Here is an 18,447-nt window from a genome sequence, read left to right as displayed (position 1 = left end):
ACAGATTTACTATACACGTCCATTTTCATACTGTATAATACATCTTTAATTATCAATTCATTCCTTTTGGTCTATAGAAAGGAGAGTCAAAATGGAACTTCTTCAACTAAAATACTTTCAAACAGTTGCACGATTAGAACATATGACAAAAGCCGCTGAAGAATTGCATATCGCACAGCCTTCGCTCAGCAAAACAATTGCTAGACTAGAAAAAGACTTAGGCGTCCCGTTATTTGATCGCCAAGGTCGACAAATTACATTAAACTCTTTCGGGAAAGTATTCTTAAAACGAGTAGAGCGCATTTTTCATGAATTAAGTGAAGGCGAACGAGAAATTAAAGATTTAGCTAACTTACAACAAAGCTCTATTACTCTGGCCGTTTCTATTCCAAGAATATTACCAGAACTACTCGGTTCTTTTTTACTAGAACATCCTAATGTTAGATTCCAACAGTTTCTCGCATCTACTCCTTCTATGAAACGACAACTAGATAATATAGAAATTGACTTTTGCATTTCTTCTGTGCCAATTGAAGGCGAGGAGATTATTTGGGAACCACTTATTACAGAAGAAATTTTCTTAGTCGTCCCTTCAGGCCACCGTTTATCAGGACGTGAAAGTATCTATCTTCATGAAGTAAAGGACGAACCGTTTATTAGTATGAACACTGGTTATGGATTTCGACATTTAACAGATGAATTTTGTAAAGAAGCTGGCTTCACTCCACATATCGCTTTTGAAGTAGATGAACCAACCGTGATTAGCGACCTTATTAAGCAAGGTCTCGGCATCGCTTTTGTCCCAAGTTTAACTTTATTAAAAAACTCTACTTTAGCATTAAATAAATTACGTATTATTGAACCGAATTGCGAACGAACCATCGGCTTAAGTTGGTCAAAGAAACGCTATCTATCAAAAACTGCCCAGCAATTCCGTGAATTCGTGATTGACTACTTCTCCAATATTAGGTCATAAAATTATATCGATCATAACTTCAAATATATCGACGTTTCGCCAAGAAATATTGATTTATCAACAAATAACGACACAAATAGAAGGTGCCACCCCCATAGGATGGCACCTTCTATTTCTTACTCTTCTCTAATTCCATTTCAGCTAAAAGTGGTAGTACATTATCAAAAATATGCGTATTATTATTTTCGCCTGTTACGTACCCACCGTAATATCTACTAAATACATTATCATTTCGGAATGTGGCCATATGTTCATACAATTCCGTCGCAAACTTTGTATCACCTGTTTGTAGTACGTACAAAATCGTTAATCCGTAAGCAGCTGGTGATTCATAATCCACAGTTTGTTTTCCCGTTTCTAAATTATAACGGCCGTATAACTTTCCGTCCTTCTGGAACTTCTTCTTTATAAATTCCAAATAAGCATCTGATGAAAGACCACCTAAACTACGATGGTAAGCAACGTATGATTGGTCAATAAGATTCACTTCTTTATCGTACGTAAATGTACCATCTTCCTTATACTCTTTCGGGAATGCCCAGCCATGCCTTGGATAATTCGCTAGAAATTGAACCACTTCTTGATACTGCTCAGCAGAAACTTTTCCATACTTTTTCATGTACGAGAATGCATGCGGATTTATGTATGATGTTGTTGCAAAACCACTTTGCTTCCCTGCATCCGCGTCATAATAATCAACGTAATAATTATCTTTCTTATTGTAACGAAGTACAGCATCACTCAATTGATCTGCAAGATTTTTATAACGATCTTCCTTATACATTTCATAAGCACGATATAATTGTTCTATAATACGAAGATCATCTATAAGTGCATTTGTCGCTGACTGCATTTCTCCCTTTTCAGAGACTTTCCATAAAACGATACGATCCTTATGTACAAAGTTATTTTGAACGACCTTTACTTGTTCATCAAATAACGCTTGATCATCTTTATCCAATGTATATTGTAGCCATAGCCCTGCCGATTCTGATAAAGCTTCACGGCCTTTCGCTTCCCCAGTACCTGCCTTTGTATCTTCTAAACGGTAGGTGGCAAGTGTCCCATTTTCATTCACCATATGTCTTAAAATAAAATGTTCCGTACGGTTTCCTTGTAAGGCTGACCAAAATACAATTCCACCTAAGGCGATTAAGAGAATAACTCCAATCCCTATATATAAACGTTTCCGCAATCTTTTCACCTCCCTAATAAGGCTAACCTTAATTTTACCAGAACATACGTAAATTAAAAAAGACAATCTATTAGATTGTCTCCCGCATTTCTACCCCTCACAAACCTCTTTAGAAGGTCTATATAGTGATTCCACAAGTCGGTCATATTCACGACGTGTAATTTCTTTATTATACAACTTCAATAATAAATCTCTATGCTCTTTTGAAAACGCCATCTTTTTAATGACTTCAGGATACATAAAACACCCTCTCCATTTCACATAAACTTCTCCAACCACAAAACAGAACTTATGTTCGCATAAAAGATTATAAAATATTCCTAGATAAAAAACAAACAAAATATTATTAAACGTTAATTTCTTTCTATTTATAATATTCAAACATCATATTACCATATTCACTTTTTAAATACATATATATTTTTGGCAGTTTATTGAATAAATCTTCCAATTCAATCAGAAAATAATGGCAAAAAAGAAGAGGAGTATATATATGGATACCGTAACATTAGCAAGAGCGTTTTTTGGTTCTTCATTAGCATTCCACATTATCTTTGCAACACTTGGAGTCGGGCTATCTTTGATGATTTTTATAAGTGAGATACTCTATCACTGGAAGAAAGATTCCGACTATGCCATTATGGCAAAAAGATGGACAAAGGCTTTTGCTATTCTTCTCGGTGTAGCAATTCCAACTGGAACAATTGTTGGTGTACAAATCTCACTTCTTTGGCCTGGTTTCGCCAAAATTGTTGGGCAAGTTATTTCTGTTCCCTTTCAAATTGAAATTTTCGCCTTCTTTTTAGAAGCTTTATTCATGTCTATTTATGTATATGCGGCTGATAAATTACCTCCATTCATGAGATTAATCTCACTCTTTTTCGTCATGATTGGTGCCACGGCATCCGCCGTGCTTATTACATCAGCAAATACATGGATGAATACACCCGCAGGCTTTTCCATGGGGCCAGATGGATCGGTTTTTAACGTTGATCCGTGGAAGGCTTTCTTTAATCCGAGCTTTGGCACAAGCGCATTCCACGTCGTTATTACAGCCTATGCGACTGGAGCAGCCGTCATTGCCTCTATCGCTGGATTTAAATTATTAAAGAAGAATGTAAGTGAGCGTGAAGTGGCTTATCATAAAAAGGGACTACTGTTAGGACTCGTCGTGACATTTATTACAGGTGCTACGATGTGGCTTTCGGGGCACGAATCAGCAATCGCCTTACATAAGCATTCACCTGAAAAACTTGCATCTGCTGAAGCTTTATTTGAAACGACATCACATGCTCCCTTATCAATTGGCGGGGTTGTGGATCCTAACACACTTGAACTAAACTATGCGCTGGAAATTCCGAACATGCTTAGCCTATTAGTGGGACTAGACCCTAGCACCGTCGTAAAAGGTTTAAAGGAATTCCCACAAGAAACATGGCCACCATTTTACACACATACGCTGTTCAACTTAATGGTCGGCACCGCTGCCTTTACCTTTGCAGTTGCAGCAATCGCTCTCTTATATTGGTACTTCGTTTACCGAAAAAAAGGAGCCGAGTTACCGAAGTGGCTTCTTTTGGGAGCTGCCGCATGTGGACCAGTTATGATGCTCGGTATTGAATTCGGATGGATTTTCAGCTGTAGCGGTCGTCAGCCGTGGACAATTTATGGTATGCAGCGTACAGTCGATGCTTCTACACGCGCTGATTTCGTCGGTCCTTTATTTATTCTATTCATTATTTTATATATCGGACTCGGTATTTTAACAGTCTTTGTACTACGGACATTCTTTAAGAGACATCCGCTAAAGAATGATTTACATCACCAAGGAGGCGATTCTCGTGCATGAGGAAAGCATTGCAATCATCATCTTATGGGCTCTTATTTTCGTATACAGTATATTAGGGTCCATTGATTTTGGAGCGGGTTTTTGGGGCATGGTATATGCGAAACATCCAACACTTGCTGCCAAGCTTGCCAATCGATACTTATCACCAACTTGGGAAGTAACAAATACGTTTCTTGTCTTTGTCGTTGTCGCTTTCCTTGGTTTCTTTCCGAAAGCAGCCTTTACCCTTGCAACCGTTATGTTCGTACCAGTCATGCTAATTCTAGTACTCGTTGCAATTCGTAGTACATTTATGGTATTTGCTTACTCTCTGCCGAAGTACCAACATCTTCTTCGGATTATTTCAGGTATTACAGGGCTCTTAATTCCAGCCCTATTAATTACCGTTTTACCTGTTACAGAGGGTGCCTACATTACAATGGCTGAAGGAAAAGAAGTACTCCTTTACGGAAAACTTCTTTCTAGTCCTGTTATTTATTGTTATATGCTATTCGGACTAACTTCCGAACTGTTTCTATCTTCTCTCTTTCTCGCGGATTTTGCGAGAGAGCAAGGTTCAGAAGATGCATATAGAATTTATAGAAGAAATGCCATCATACTTGGTCCTGCAACGCTCGTTACGGCAATTATAGCTCTCGTTGTAATGGACCCACAAACACACTGGCTAATGCAAGGATTAATAAAGCAATTCCCATGGTTTACAGTCTCTATCATTTTATTTGTTATCGGCTATTCCTCCCTTTGGTGGACAAATAAGAAATATAGCACACTAGGGTTTCCTCGCATTGCAGTTTTAGCTGTCGTCGCTCAATATGCATTTGCAAGCTACGCTTACGGCGTCGCTCATTTACCGTATATCATTTACCCGGACGTAACTGTATTTACAAGCTTTACAACAGTCGAAACATTCTATGCGCTTCTTATCCTCTACGCAATCGGGATTGCAATTTTACTACCCGGATTCATTTTCTTCTGGAATTTATTCTTGAAGGATCGAACTTTTTTGAAGGAAAAATAACAAAGTGAAACTTTAATCAGTAAGGGTTTTGTTCATCCCCACTGATTATTAACCTTCACCAATCAGGCGTTTACGGGCAGCAGGACTTCCACCTAACTTCTTTGCTCCCGCCGAATTTTGAGGTAGGAGTCTTACTGCCCACAAATAGCGGAATAAATGAGGGGCATTCGTACATAGAATGCCCCTCATTTATTAGACTCCTCTCCTAATAGTTATTTCACTAGTATGTATACTTGTCCTATAGCTTGAAAAACACATATTCACTTTCTTCTATTATACGTCTAGTTCCTCTTATTCTTTTTCGAATATACTACCAATACAGACCTTGAGACAAGCTACATTGATTCAAGGAAAAATAGAAAGGTAGGTAAAATATGAGCATTGAGATATGGATTACTATTATTGTATTCTTCTTAACGATGATTGTTATCTTTTGGCGACCTCGTGGCTTAAATGAGGCATGGCCAGCAGGAATTGGCGCTGGTATTATCCTCATTACTGGACTTGTCTCAAGGCCAGATGTCATAGACATTATAAGTAAAATCGGAGGCGCTTCCATAACGATATTGGCGACCATCGTTATGGCAGTTATATTAGAAAGCTTCGGCTTCTTCCATTGGGCTGCAGCAAAACTCGCAAATTTAGCGAAAGGTTCTGGACGTCGCCTATACTGGTATATTCAATTACTATGCTTTCTTATGACTCTTTTATTTAATAATGACGGTAGTATTTTGATTACAACCCCAATTCTAATCCTTCTTCTGAAAAATCTTCAATTAAAGCCTCATCAACAAATTCCTTATTTATTAAGCGGTGCTTTAATCGCCACTGCTTCTAGTGCACCAATCGGTGTAAGTAATATCGTAAACTTAATCGCATTAAATATCGTTAATATGACTCTTTATATGCATACTGCTATGATGTTTGTACCTGCAACATTAGGATTATTGTTTATGTCATGGCTCATGTACACTGTTTTAAAGAAAAAATTACCAGAGAAATTACCGGTTTCTTCATATGATATTGAAGAAATTTTCTTCACGAAAAACTTCCATCCGTTAAAAGGAAACAATTCTGTTGATACGAAACAAAAACGTACAAAATTCATGTTAAAAGTATTAGGTTTCGTCTTCCTTATGCGCTGTCTTCTGTTCGTTGCATCCTTCTTATCTATCCCAATCGAAATCGTTGCGGTGCTCGGTTCCCTCGTTCTTCTTATCTGGAGATGGTACTACTTACGAACAAACCCTGTCGATATTTTGAAAAAGACACCGTGGCACATTTTAATCTTCGCCTTCTCTATGTACGTCATTATTTACGGGCTTCACAACGCAGGATTAACAGCCGCACTTGTGCAATGGCTCGAGCCACTTGTAAGTCAGCATTTACTCTATGCTAGCTTTGCAATGGGCGGACTTGTATCCATCCTCTCTAACGTCTTCAATAACCACCCTGCCCTTATGATTGGTACAATCACATTAACAGAAATGGGGCTAGATCCAGTCACATTAAAAACAATCTACCTCGCAAATATTATTGGTAGTGACATCGGTTCACTATTATTACCAATCGGTACACTAGCTTCCCTCATCTGGATGTATATTCTGAAACAAAACAAAATTAAAGTAAAATGGAAAGATTATTTAAGCGTATCTCTCATCGTTATTCCTCTCACAACAGTCGTCACATTATTCCTCTTATACTACTGGGTACACCTCTTCTTTGCCTTATAAAGAAAACAGAAGCCCCCTTTGCTACCGTCTTAGCAAAGGGGGCTTTTTCTATAATTAAGTTAGGTACTACAGTGTGATCAATCAAGTAAAGAGGTGTAACGTGTTATTGGTATAAATGACTACCAGTATCTTTAAATTCTTTCGCCTTCTCTTTCATTCCTTTTTCAATTGCTTCTGTCGTTTCTAAGTCATTTTCTTTCGCATATTCACGAATATCATGTGAAATTCTCATACTACAAAACTTCGGTCCACACATTGAACAAAAATGAGCTGTTTTCGCTCCTTCTGCTGGTAACGTTTCATCGTGATACTCCATCGCACGTTCAGGATCTAAAGACAAATTAAATTGATCGCGCCAACGAAATTCAAAACGTGCTTTTGAAAGTGCGTCATCACGCTGATGAGCCGTTTTATGCCCTTTCGCAAGATCAGCCGCATGTGCTGCAATTTTATACGTTATAACCCCTTCTCGAACATCATCTTTATTTGGTAAACCTAAATGTTCTTTCGGCGTTACATAACAAAGCATCGCCGTTCCAAACCAGCCGATCATTGCTGCTCCAATTGCGGATGTAATATGGTCATATCCTGGTGCAATATCTGTCGTTAGCGGCCCAAGTGTATAAAATGGCGCGCCCTGACAAATATCAAGTTCTTTCTCCATATTTTCTTTAATTAAGTGCATCGGTACATGTCCAGGTCCTTCAATCATAACTTGCACATCATGTTTCCAAGCGATTTTCGTCAATTCACCAAGCGTTTCAAGCTCCGAGAACTGCGCTTCGTCATTTGCATCTGCAATCGAACCTGGACGTAATCCATCTCCAAGCGAGAATGAAACATCGTACTGCTTCATAATTTCACAAATCTCTTCAAAATGAGTATATAGGAAGTTTTCTTTATGATGGAATAAACACCACTGTGCCATAATCGAACCACCGCGTGAAACGATACCTGTCGTACGTTTTGCAGTAATTGGAATGTAACGAAGTAATACACCAGCGTGAATCGTAAAGTAATCAACGCCCTGCTCCGCTTGCTCAATTAACGTATCACGGTACACTTCCCACGTTAAATCTTCTGCAATTCCGTTTACTTTCTCAAGTGCTTGATAAATGGGCACAGTTCCGACAGGTACAGGAGCATTACGAATAATCCATTCGCGCGTCGTATGAATATTTTTACCTGTAGATAAATCCATAATCGTATCTGCACCCCAGCGCGTTGCCCATGTCATCTTCTCTACTTCTTCTGCAATAGAAGAAGATACAGCAGAGTTTCCGATATTTGCATTTACCTTCACATGAAAGTTACGTCCGATAATCATCGGTTCTGCTTCCGGATGGTTAATATTCGCTGGTAAAATCGCACGACCTTCTGCAATTTCCTTACGAACAAACTCAGGCTCCACTCCTTCACGAATCGCAACATACTCCATCTCAGACGTAATAATGCCATTACGCGCATAGTGCATTTGCGTAACATTTGCACCTTCCTTCGCTCTAAGCGGCTTACGATCCATTTGCGGGAAAACAGGTGTATGTTTCGAAGCCACTTTCACACCGTCATCCTCTGGTTTTACTTCACGCCCTTCGTATGCCTCTACATCCCCGCGCTCCATGATCCAAGAATGACGCGGCGCCTGCAACCCCTTTTCCAGCTCCACTTTATACTCAGGATCTGTATAAGGTCCACTCGTATCATACACACGGATGGGCGGATTTTGGATACCATTCGTATCGCTTTGTGCAATCTCACGCATCGGTACTTTCATACCTTCCCGTGGTCCATCTACATACACTTTCTTACTTCCTGGTAAACTCGATTTCAATTCAATTTGCTCAGCTGAAACAGATTGTTTCATAACCTTTGTTGCCCCCCTGTACGTGACAAGGACGAGATATGGCCAGCGTATGCCAAAACAAAAAGAGCCAGGTCCATAAAAAAATAAGGACCTGGCTCATAAAAGACATCATTATGTAAAGCCGTTAACTTCCCTACGCTGGTACGAGCCAGATCAGGTCCAAAGGGTTAAGAAGTTCACACGCTTCTCTCTCAGCCTACGCATACGTTAGGCACCCCTAGTTTATCACTGATTTAATTTTCAATACTTTCCCATCATACACGATAATCTGAAAAATGCAAAGTTTATTTATTTTCCGCTTACGGAATCATCCAAGTTAAATAATAAGCCTGAACATACGTCATAATCCCAACAATAATAACGAAGAACAAACTATGCTTCACTGTAAAACGGAACAAATCCGACTCTTTTCCGGCAAGTCCAACTGCCGCACAAGCAATTGCTATCGATTGCGGAGAAATCATCTTACCTGTTACACCACCTGTTGTATTTGCCGCAACGAGAAGTACTTCAGATACGCCAACTTGCTGCGCCGTAATTGCTTGTAAATTCGAGAACAGTGCGTTCGCTGACGTATCAGATCCTGTTAAGAATACACCAATCCAACCTAGGAATGGTGAGAAGAACGGGAATAGTCCGCCAGTTCCTGCTAGCGCTAGCGCTAATGTAGAAGATAGACCAGAATAGTTTGCGATAAATGCGAATCCTAATACGAATCCGATAGATAGAATTGGCATCTTAAGCTCGTTTAACGTTTCTTTAAATGTCGCTACTGCATCTTTTGCACTCATTTTCAAAATAAAGATAGAAATAATACAAGCAATTAAAATTGCCGTTCCAGTCGCTGATAAAACATCTAATTTCAAAATTGCTTCATAAGGCGTTAGTTTATTTACTATCGGCTCTGCTTTCATTACTAAATTGTGTAAGACTGGAACTTCAAACTTAAATACAAGACTTTCTAAAGCACCTCCTGGAGCAAATAAGGATTTAAAGAAGCTTTGGCTCCAAACAACTACCATAACCGTTAGAATAATGAACGGAGACCATGCTTTCACTACTTTTCCTATTGTGAGTGTTGGCATAGATGTCGTCGTTGTTGCCGCTACTTCACTATTTGCTTGTTTAGATTGATAGATTTCTTTCGGCTGCCAAACTTTTAAGAACAGCGCTAAACTCACTAAACTTACAAGTGCTGACGTAATATCCGGAAGCTCTGGCCCTAGAAACGTTGCTGTAATAAACTGTGTAATTGCAAACGAGCTACCTGCTACAAGTAACGCAGGCCACGTTTGTTTTACCCCTTTAAATCCATCCATTAAAAATACGATGAAGAACGGAACAAATAATGATAGAAACGGTAACTGATGTCCAGCCATTTGTCCGATTTTATGTGGATCAATACCCGTTACTTGCCCAGCAACTGTAATCGGAATTCCCATCGCTCCGAATGCTACCGGTGCAGTATTTGCGATTAAACAAAGACCAGCCGCATATAAAGGATTTAATCCGAGACCTGCTAGAAGCGCTGCTGTGATTGCTACTGGTGCACCGAATCCCGCAGCCCCTTCTAAAAATGCTCCGAATGAAAAACCAATTAGAATAACGAGTAAACGGTGATCGTTTGTAATAGATAATACAGATGCACGAATGACATCGAATTGACCTGTTTTTACGGAAATTTTATACAAAAATACCGACATAATGATAATCCAAGCAATTGGCCATAGTCCGTATAAAAAACCGTATCCGGTTGCTGCCATCGCCATCGCAAACGGCATTTTATAAGCGAATAACGCTACTAAAATTGTAAGTACAACTGTAATAAACCCTGCCACATACCCCTTCATGCGGAAAACTGCTAAAGCTAAGAAAAAAAAGATGATTGGAATAAGTGCCACTGCTGCCGAAATCCAAATGTTACCGAACGGATCATAAACTTGTGTCCATGTGTTCATTGTTCTCTCCCCCTAAAGAATCCCCTTTTAAATAGAATAACCTCATCAATAGACTATCAGGTCATCATACCTTTAAGTCTAAAAATAAAAAACGTTTAAGAAAACGTTTTCATCTGATCCCATTTATACTTTATCACAGCATTTTCCATAAAAAAAGATTTTTTTGAAAATTTTATTATTTAAAGAAAAAATCTTACAAAATCGTCACGTTCTTGTAATGTTCATCGATAGTAAGCTTGCAAAAATTACTGCATAATAATAGTATAACAACGGACATTATTTATGAGGTGATATATATGAATGGAAACAAAATACTAGCTGCTTTATCATACTTTAGTGTACTATTTGCCCCTATCTTATTCCCAATCATCGTTTGGATTGTGGGGGATGCTGAAACAAAGCCACATGCAAAACGTGCTCTATGGACACATATTATTCCAAGTATAGCTACATTTATCGGCGTAGCCATTTTAGGAATTATGGGCATCGGATCGGACCAACCAGATGTAACACTTGGAATTGGAGCAATGATTGTCTTAGCTATTTGCGGAATCATCAGCTTATACTACTTCATCTGGAACATTGTAAAAGGAATTAAAGTGCTGAAAGCTTAATTTTAAACAAACGTTTGTTTAAAAAAAGGACACTTGCAATTTGCAAGTGTCCTTTTCCCGATTAGTGTGAGCTAATAATTAGCGGGGGGTGCCCCTACCGATTACAGTTTCACTTTATCTTCTTCGTTTCTTCTTTTTTCTCATCATTTTCTTTCGGCGCGTATTCGTTTTATCCGCTATAATGTGAAGCGTGCTCGCCACAACAATTCCCATTAGGAACGTTTTAATTTCCACCTCATGTTTTTTCGCAATTTCTATTAAGTTCCCGTCCAGTGCTATTACATTTAATAGAAATAAAAACGGAGAAAATACGATTAACATGTACGCAATACGAATTACATCACCAAGTATAATCGTATGTGTAAGAAAGGAACGATGTGGCATTACTTTCTTATACGGATACCAAAATATACGCAGGAATCCCCATTTATTATACGCATTACTGTACGTATCTAAATCAGGTGTTAAAAATGAAGTACCTACTAAAAAGCCAATTGCAAAAGTTAATAAAAAATCAAAATTTGTTAATCCATACGAAAAGAGCAGAAACAAAACAACCGGAAGGGATATTAAGTTTATTTTCGTATGCGTTTTTCCTGATGGCATAATGCACTTCCTCGCTTACGTTCGCCCTGTCACTCTATGACAGTTCTCACCTATTGATCTAATTTCTGATCGATAAATGATGTGTCTATATCCGAACCAAACCATTCTGCCAACTTCACTCGTGCCTTATCTTTCACATCTTCATTGACATATAATGACGCCTGTATTAGTGCGGCCGTTAATGCCCCTAAATCGTCCGTATAACCAACTCCAGCAATGAAATCTGGGATGGCATCAATCGGTGCAATAAAATAAGCAAGTGCTCCAATTACAATAATTTTCACCCGCTTTGGAACATCAGGTCTTTGCAAAACGTAAAACAGTAATAAACTGGCATAAATGACCGACTGTCCGGCTTGCTTTGCAACATGTTTTACTTTTTTCCAAAACGCTTCAACTGAAAATTTTTGTTTCATGTAAAAGACCCCCTATTTTTCAAAAGAAATAAGCTACAATATATTACCAGTAAAAGTTCATCAAAATTACACATAATCTATCAATGAATTTTTATTTTAACAAACAAACCTAAAAAGAACAAGTGTTCGTTAATTTTCATACCCTTTCCTTCATATAATAGTTTTCTAGACAAACCATTACATATTTCCATTTCTTATTTCTCAACCATGAAAATTTTCACTTTCACTTAACATTCTTCTCTATCTTTGTTATATTTTCTAGTTGACGGACATATAAACGAATGATAAAGTTTTCTCTGGTAGTGACAAAACACATACAAAAAATGTAAAATGTTATAGTGTTTCTCAGAAATGAATTTTGTTGTATAATACAGAAATGACGTTATACTTATGAGCAGCAAAAGAAACCAAAAAAGGGTATGCATAGTTAAAGTCGTATATGGGTGAATATAGAAGCTCTAATTATGGCAAAAGAAACTATGTATTTTTTATTTTAACATTTTTCGCTCCAAAATCGACCAAGCCTGATAGAGAAAGGGTGGAAATGAATGAAAGAAACCTTGAAATCACAATTTCAAAATGTGCGTTTCACTTTATTCGTAGCTTTAGCCGTATGGCTGAAAACCTACATTATTACACGCACAAGCTTTGATTTAAAACTTGAATCTTTCATGCAAGAATTCATTTTATTCATTAGTCCATTAGCAGCATCATTACTGTTTGTGGGACTTGCATTATTTGCAAAAGGAAAAAAACGTAACTATATAGCACTTGGAATTAATTTTGTTTTAACGTTCATTCTTGTTGGTAACGTAATGTTCTACGGATTCTACAATGACTTCGTTACTTTACCAGTACTAGGGCAAACTTCTAACTTTGGAAGCTTAGGTTCTAGTGTGAAAGAATTATTTAACTACAAAATTATCCTTGCATTTGCGGATATTATCGTATTCTTCATCTTATTGAAGAAGAAGAAAAACTTTGCACCGACAGAGCGTGTAGCACGTCCGATGCGTTCTCTATACTTCGTGTCAACAGTTGCTATTTTCTTCGTAAACCTAGGGTTTGCAGAAGCTGAACGTCCAGAACTATTAACACGTTCATTCGACCGCGTTATGCTTGTTAAAAACTTAGGATTATATGTACACCAAGCATACGATCTTGGCTTACAAGCGAAGTCAAGTTCACAAAAGGCATTTGCCGACGGTAGTAAATTACAAGAAACAGAAAACTATGTGAAAACAACACAAAGTAAACCAGATCCAAATATGTTCGGTACTGCAAAAGGAAAAAACGTAATTGTTGTCTCTCTTGAGTCATTACAAACATTCTTAATTGGCGCAACAGTTAACGGACAAGAAGTTACACCATTCTTAAACCAATTTACGAAAGAAAGTTATTACTTTGATAACTTCTTCCATCAAACTGGGCAAGGTAAAACATCTGATGCTGAATTCTTAGTAGATACTTCTTTATATCCACTAGACCGTGGTGCTGTATTCTTCACACACGGTAACAACGAATACACAGCAACTCCAGAAATTTTACGCCAGCAAGGGTACCACACATCGGTATTCCATGCGAACAACGCAACATTCTGGAACCGTAACATTATGTATCCGGCACTTGGTTATGATCGTTACTACAACGAGCTTGACTACAAGATTACGCCAGAAACAAAATTAAATTGGGGATTAAAAGATATCGAATACTTCGATCAATCTATTGATATGTTAAAAGAAGTGAAGCAACCATTCTATACTCGCTTCCTTACTTTAACGAACCATTACCCATTCACTTATGATGACAACACGAAATTAATTGATGAATATAATTCTGGTGATGGCGTGTTTGACCGTTACATGGTAACTGCTCGCTATTTAGACGAAGCAATGAAACATTTTATTGAGCGTCTAAAAGCAGAAGGCATTTACGACAACTCTGTGATCGTATTCTACGGTGATCACTATGGTATTTCTGAAAACCATAACCGTGCAATGGCACAGTTCTTAGGAAAAGAAGAAATTACTGCATTTGACCATATGAACTTACAAAAAACACCGATGTTTATTCACGTTCCAGGTCAAAAAGAAGGTAAAACAATTTCAAAACCAACTGGTGAAATTGATATTAAACCAACTATTCTAAACTTACTTGGTGTAGATTCTACGAATCAAATTCAATTTGGCCATGACGTATTCTCACCTGATAATAAAGGATTCGTTGTTCTTCGTGACGGTAGCTTCATTACAGATAAGTACATGTATACGAACAGTACATTCTACGACCGTGCTACTGGCGAAGTTGTACAATTACCGAAAGAAGAATCTCAACCACTCATTGATCGTGCCCAAAATGAATTGAACATGTCAGACAAACTCATTGAAGGTGACTTACTTCGCTTCTCTGAAAGTAACAAGATTAAAACTGGTGAAGTAAAAACAGCTATTAAAGAAGAAAAGAAGAGCGCTGAGTAATCTCAGCCTCTTTTTTATTTTCCGCTATCCTTCTTCTCCTATTCATTAACTTTAAAATTACATAACCTTTACCAAATATTCACACCACATTAACGAAACATCTCTATAATAAAATATGCAAACGAGGTTCTACATATTTCTTATCTCTCATCTTCAATAAGATCCCTTAAAGAAATATGCGAACCGTTTGTTTTCTACTTTCTTTTAATTGTCTTTTAAAGTGTTTTGTTCTCATGTACAAAACCTTCAATAAGATGATATCCCTATGAAAGATAGCTACCCTCCTTTTGCAGCATTCCATATGAATGTTGCTTTTTTTTATTTATAGGCAGGATTATTATTTCTTATTTTCGAATTTGTATATACAAAATGCTATAAATCTCTATTACTTCCCTATTATTTACAAATACATATACGTCATATGTAGAGTATTGCTAACATAAAAATTACTATAGCGATTTTATGCCGCGTTAACTAGCAATAGGAATCCCACTTCAAAATTTGGCCGGATTCAAAAATCATATGGGTGGTCTAACCGTATAAGCTCGATTAATCAAAGTTTCACCTTACTTCAGTACTTACGAAAGGATGGGATGGAAATTGGCATATGAAAGATTTGTACTTTGGAATGATGCAGTTATTGATACAACAAAACAAAAAACATACATAGAACTAGAAGAAAGAGGCTTGCAATTTGGAGATGGTGTCTACGAGGTAATGCGGCTCTACAACGGAAACTTTCACTTATTAGATCCGCACATAACAAGACTATATCGCTCCCTAGAAGAAATAGAATTATCGCTCCCTTTCTCAAAAGCAGAGCTCATCACCTTACTTTACAAACTCATTGAAAGTAATAATTTCTACGAAGATGGAACCATTTATTTGCAAGTATCTCGCGGTGTACAAGCTCGTACTCATGCATTCTCATATGACATTCCCCCGACAATCTATGCCTATATCACAAAAAAGGAAAGACCGGCTTTATGGATTGAATATGGTGTACGTGCTATATCAGAACCAGATACTCGCTGGCTTCGCTGTGATATTAAATCATTAAATTTACTACCAAATGTATTAGCTGCTACGAAAGCTGAACGCAAAGGTTGTAAAGAAGCCCTTCTCGTACGAAATGGTATTGTAACTGAAGGTAGCCGTTCCAACTTCTTTTTAATTAAAAATGGAACACTCTACACACATCCAGCCAATCATCTTATTTTAAACGGAATTATTCGTCAGTATGTCCTTTCTTTAGCTAATACTCTTCACATTCCTGTACAAGAAGAACTTTTTAGCATTCGTGACGTTTACCAAGCCGATGAATGTTTCTTTACAGGCACGACGATTGAAATCTTACCGATGACTCACCTTGATGGAGCTGCGATTCAAGATGGTCAAGTTGGCCCCATTACAAAAACAATACAAAAATCATTTTCTCAAAGCCTTTTAAAATCGAACACACCATCTTCTTAAATACGAATAATTACCATCCCCTCTAATGTTAATATATGTATTTAAATCAAAATCAAGGTAGAAATTCATGCCTTGATTTTTTTCTTGTAATCTTTTTGTCACATTCAGTTTCCCGCATAAGTCTTGACAGTAGTCGACATGCCTTTTAGAATTTTTAATAGTTGGTAAATTTTTCTTCACTACATTACAGACAGAAAGGAATCGACAAACTATGAAAAAATACCTTGCCGGTCTTGCGGCAGTGTCTGTAGCAGGAGGAGCAGCCCCTACACTTGATAGCGTGCAAGCTGCCCCGGAACAAAATACACAAAAAGCTGCTACACAAACTGTACAAGCTTCTGCATCTAACACTTCATCTTACACGGTAAATACTAGTGTATTACATGTTCGTGCAGGATCAAGCACTTCTCACGATATCATCTCTCGTGTTTATAACGGTCAATCATTAGACGTGATTGGCGAAGAAAATGGTTGGTTCAAAATTAACCATAATGGAAAAACTGGCTTTGTCAGTGGCGAATTTGTATCAAAAAATGGAGCAAGTAATTCTAATGTAAGTACAACAGGTGGAAAGAATAAAGTTACTGCCGATGTATTACGTGTACGTACAGCTCCTAACACTTCTAGTTCTGTTTCAGGACGTGTATATGAAGGACAAACATTAAACGTAATTGGTCAAGAAAATGGTTGGGTGAAAATCAACCACAATGGACAAACTGGTTACGTTAGTGGCCAATTCGTATCAGGTGTTTCTGCAAATACAGGAGCTACAAACGATACGAATCAACAAACTGTACAACCAGCAAGCGGAAACTATACAGTAAATGTATCTTCCCTTCGTGTTCGTACAGGTCCTAGCACTTCTCACACAACTATAGCTTCTATTACAAAAGGACAAGTAGTACAAGTTGTTGGCGAAGTTCAAGATTGGTTCAAAATCAATTATGCAGGGCAAGCTGCTTACGTAAGCAAAGACTACTTAACAAAAGGCGGTTCTAACGAAAACGTTACACAAGGCAACAACCAAAATAATAATCAAAACAATAACGTAACTGTTCAAACTGGTGGCACTTACGTTGTTAACGCAACATCTTTACGCGTTCGTACAGGCCCTGCAGCTTACCATAGTGTAATTGGTGGCGTGTTAAACGGTACAACATTAAACGTAGTTGGATCTGAAAACGGATGGTTCAAAGTAAACTATCAAGGGAACACTGGCTTTGTTAGTAGCGAATTTGTAAAGTTCGTTAAAGGTGGCACTACTACTCCTGAACAGCCGAAACAACCTGAAAAGCCTAACCAAGGTGCAATTGGTGACTACTACATTAATGCTTCTGCACTAAATGTACGTAGTGGCGAAGGTACAAATTATAGAATCCTAGGTGCACTTCCACAAGGACAGAAGGTTCAAGTAATCTCTGAAAACTCTGGATGGAGCAAAATTAACTACAATGGCCAAAATGGTTATATCGGAACACGTTTCCTATCTAAAACACCAGTTGGTGGCGCAGTAGATAATAAGCCTAACAACAATACTAATCAAAATAACAATAATACAAGCAATAACAACAATACAGGCAATAATAGCGGTGATGTTTCTGCCATTCTTGCATATGCAAAATCAATGCAAGGCGTACCATACGTTTGGGGCGGTAGTTCTGCTAACGGTGTTGACTGCAGTGGTTACATCTACCACGTATATAAGAAATTTGGTCATAAAATTAGCCGTACAAATGTTGCAGGATATTGGAATAGCTTACCGGAAACTTCAAATCCACAACCCGGTGACTTAATTTATTTCCAAAATACTTATACAGCAGGACCTTCTCACATCGGTATTTATCTTGGGGGCGGATCATTTATCCAAGCTGGAGATAAAGGGGTAGCAATCGCTTCACTAAGTAACTCTTATTGGAAGAGTCACTTCTTAGGTTATACGAAAGCACCTTAAGTTATAGTTTCAGAGCCTTCTAGATTACTAGAAGGCTCTTTTTTAAAGAACTCAATATAGTAATCCCCTTTCGTTCTCTCTCCACACAAAAATTATGCGTTCATTTCCCTATTTCGTACACTATATTCTATAAAAATCATTCAAAACGTTATCACAATGAATATATTCCCACAAAAAACATAACCTATTTCATGTCTATTCATTTCATATGTGTTTTTTTGAAGAATTTTCTTTTTATTTAAACTTTTCGTTAGACGTTTGACCTCCGATGTCCATTATGATAAGTTACTTAAGATGTTATATTCGCAAAAGTATAG

15 protein-coding genes and 1 riboswitch are annotated in these 18,447 nt (G+C 37.7%); of the genes, 8 read left to right on the top strand and 7 right to left on the bottom strand.

Annotation, left to right across the window (positions count from 1 at the left end; translation table 11 throughout):
- Positions 1-91 precede the first annotated feature (91 nt).
- Entirely contained in the window at positions 92-976 is an 885-nt protein-coding gene (locus tag ACS2MN_RS29785; protein WP_000421933.1) for a LysR family transcriptional regulator, read from the top strand.
- Positions 977-1,085: 109 nt separating this feature from the next.
- Here the strand turns inward: ACS2MN_RS29785 and ACS2MN_RS29780 are convergent, their stop codons facing one another.
- Both ACS2MN_RS29780 and ACS2MN_RS29775 read right to left on the bottom strand, forming a co-directional pair.
- Entirely contained in the window at positions 1,086-2,171 is a 1,086-nt protein-coding gene (locus ACS2MN_RS29780) for a hypothetical protein (RefSeq protein WP_001231684.1), read from the bottom strand.
- Between the two features lie 90 nt (positions 2,172-2,261).
- Positions 2,262-2,411, bottom strand: a complete 150-nt coding sequence (locus ACS2MN_RS29775; protein ID WP_000283176.1) for a hypothetical protein — start codon at positions 2,409-2,411, stop codon at positions 2,262-2,264.
- A 253-nt stretch (positions 2,412-2,664) separates the two neighbouring features.
- Between ACS2MN_RS29775 and cydA the strand changes: the two genes are divergently transcribed.
- The gene (gene cydA / locus ACS2MN_RS29770) at positions 2,665-4,020 is read left to right on the top strand and encodes a cytochrome ubiquinol oxidase subunit I (protein WP_000381961.1); all 1,356 of its coding nucleotides are present in this window, start codon (positions 2,665-2,667) and stop codon (positions 4,018-4,020) included.
- Positions 4,013-5,038 carry a cytochrome d ubiquinol oxidase subunit II gene (locus ACS2MN_RS29765; RefSeq protein ID WP_000544171.1) on the top strand — a complete coding sequence of 342 codons (1,026 nt, stop codon included), beginning with the start codon at positions 4,013-4,015 and terminating at the stop codon, positions 5,036-5,038. Before cydA ends, ACS2MN_RS29765 begins: the two co-directional genes overlap by 8 nt.
- A 48-nt stretch (positions 5,039-5,086) precedes the next feature.
- Here ACS2MN_RS29765 and ACS2MN_RS29760 read toward each other — a convergent pair whose 3' ends face one another.
- Positions 5,087-5,227, bottom strand: a complete 141-nt coding sequence (locus ACS2MN_RS29760; protein ID WP_001214071.1) for a hypothetical protein — start codon at positions 5,225-5,227, stop codon at positions 5,087-5,089.
- A gap of 185 nt (positions 5,228-5,412) precedes the next feature.
- On the opposite strand from ACS2MN_RS29760, the gene ACS2MN_RS29755 reads away from it, so the two are divergent.
- Entirely contained in the window at positions 5,413-6,771 is a 1,359-nt protein-coding gene (locus tag ACS2MN_RS29755) for an arsenic transporter (RefSeq protein ID WP_346995080.1), read from the top strand.
- A gap of 103 nt (positions 6,772-6,874) precedes the next feature.
- On the opposite strand, the gene thiC is transcribed toward ACS2MN_RS29755, so the two are convergent.
- Positions 6,875-8,635, bottom strand: a complete 1,761-nt coding sequence (gene thiC / locus ACS2MN_RS29750) for a phosphomethylpyrimidine synthase ThiC (RefSeq protein ID WP_087950882.1) — start codon at positions 8,633-8,635, stop codon at positions 6,875-6,877.
- 113 nt (positions 8,636-8,748) lie between these two features.
- Positions 8,749-8,864, bottom strand: a riboswitch (TPP riboswitch).
- A gap of 70 nt (positions 8,865-8,934) precedes the next feature.
- On the bottom strand, positions 8,935-10,593 hold the full coding sequence (lldP, locus tag ACS2MN_RS29745; RefSeq protein ID WP_346995081.1) for an L-lactate permease: 1,659 nt from the start codon (positions 10,591-10,593) through the stop codon (positions 8,935-8,937).
- A gap of 296 nt (positions 10,594-10,889) precedes the next feature.
- Here lldP and ACS2MN_RS29740 point away from each other — a divergent pair, with 296 nt between their 5' ends.
- A complete protein-coding gene (locus ACS2MN_RS29740) occupies positions 10,890-11,207 on the top strand; it encodes a DUF4870 domain-containing protein (protein WP_001014094.1) in 318 nt (105 codons plus the stop codon).
- A gap of 114 nt (positions 11,208-11,321) precedes the next feature.
- Here ACS2MN_RS29740 and ACS2MN_RS29735 read toward each other — a convergent pair whose 3' ends face one another.
- On the bottom strand, positions 11,322-11,813 hold the full coding sequence (locus ACS2MN_RS29735) for a metal-binding protein (protein WP_001139015.1): 492 nt from the start codon (positions 11,811-11,813) through the stop codon (positions 11,322-11,324).
- Between the two features lie 50 nt (positions 11,814-11,863).
- Positions 11,864-12,229 carry a YkvA family protein gene (locus ACS2MN_RS29730; RefSeq protein WP_000810376.1) on the bottom strand — a complete coding sequence of 122 codons (366 nt, stop codon included), beginning with the start codon at positions 12,227-12,229 and terminating at the stop codon, positions 11,864-11,866.
- Between the two features lie 548 nt (positions 12,230-12,777).
- Between ACS2MN_RS29730 and ACS2MN_RS29725 the strand changes: the two genes are divergently transcribed.
- The 3 genes from ACS2MN_RS29725 (at position 12,778) to ACS2MN_RS29715 (ending at position 18,130) form a co-directional block, all read left to right on the top strand.
- Positions 12,778-14,706 (top strand): LTA synthase family protein, encoded by a 1,929-nt coding sequence (locus ACS2MN_RS29725; RefSeq protein ID WP_000665340.1) that lies wholly within the window; start codon positions 12,778-12,780, stop codon positions 14,704-14,706.
- A gap of 588 nt (positions 14,707-15,294) precedes the next feature.
- Entirely contained in the window at positions 15,295-16,179 is an 885-nt protein-coding gene (locus ACS2MN_RS29720) for a D-amino-acid transaminase (protein ID WP_002060282.1), read from the top strand.
- A 211-nt stretch (positions 16,180-16,390) separates the two neighbouring features.
- Entirely contained in the window at positions 16,391-18,130 is a 1,740-nt protein-coding gene (locus tag ACS2MN_RS29715; protein ID WP_087950881.1) for a C40 family peptidase, read from the top strand.
- The last annotated feature ends 317 nt before the right edge of the window (positions 18,131-18,447 follow it).

The sequence above is a fragment of the Bacillus cereus group sp. BceL062 genome (genome assembly GCF_051780025.1).
GTDB lineage: Bacteria > Bacillota > Bacilli > Bacillales > Bacillaceae_G > Bacillus_A > Bacillus_A toyonensis.
The sequence above is the reverse complement of the archived record's forward strand: the minus strand, read 5'-3'. Positions and strand labels throughout refer to the sequence as shown.

What these genes read in the sequence shown, in the direction of transcription:
- ACS2MN_RS29785 (WP_000421933.1), top strand. Translation starts at nt 92, where the DNA reads ATGGAACTTCTTCAACTAAAATACTTTCAAACAGTTGCACGATTAGAA.
- ACS2MN_RS29775 (WP_000283176.1), bottom strand. Translation starts at nt 2,411, where the DNA reads ATGTATCCTGAAGTCATTAAAAAGATGGCGTTTTCAAAAGAGCATAGA.
- cydA (WP_000381961.1), top strand. Translation starts at nt 2,665, where the DNA reads ATGGATACCGTAACATTAGCAAGAGCGTTTTTTGGTTCTTCATTAGCA.
- ACS2MN_RS29760 (WP_001214071.1), bottom strand. Translation starts at nt 5,227, where the DNA reads ATGAGGGGCATTCTATGTACGAATGCCCCTCATTTATTCCGCTATTTG.
- ACS2MN_RS29755 (WP_346995080.1), top strand. Translation starts at nt 5,413, where the DNA reads ATGAGCATTGAGATATGGATTACTATTATTGTATTCTTCTTAACGATG.
- thiC (WP_087950882.1), bottom strand. Translation starts at nt 8,635, where the DNA reads ATGAAACAATCTGTTTCAGCTGAGCAAATTGAATTGAAATCGAGTTTA.
- lldP (WP_346995081.1), bottom strand. Translation starts at nt 10,593, where the DNA reads ATGAACACATGGACACAAGTTTATGATCCGTTCGGTAACATTTGGATT.
- ACS2MN_RS29740 (WP_001014094.1), top strand. Translation starts at nt 10,890, where the DNA reads ATGAATGGAAACAAAATACTAGCTGCTTTATCATACTTTAGTGTACTA.
- ACS2MN_RS29735 (WP_001139015.1), bottom strand. Translation starts at nt 11,813, where the DNA reads ATGCCATCAGGAAAAACGCATACGAAAATAAACTTAATATCCCTTCCG.
- ACS2MN_RS29730 (WP_000810376.1), bottom strand. Translation starts at nt 12,229, where the DNA reads ATGAAACAAAAATTTTCAGTTGAAGCGTTTTGGAAAAAAGTAAAACAT.
- ACS2MN_RS29725 (WP_000665340.1), top strand. Translation starts at nt 12,778, where the DNA reads ATGAAAGAAACCTTGAAATCACAATTTCAAAATGTGCGTTTCACTTTA.
- ACS2MN_RS29720 (WP_002060282.1), top strand. Translation starts at nt 15,295, where the DNA reads ATGGGATGGAAATTGGCATATGAAAGATTTGTACTTTGGAATGATGCA.
- ACS2MN_RS29715 (WP_087950881.1), top strand. Translation starts at nt 16,391, where the DNA reads ATGAAAAAATACCTTGCCGGTCTTGCGGCAGTGTCTGTAGCAGGAGGA.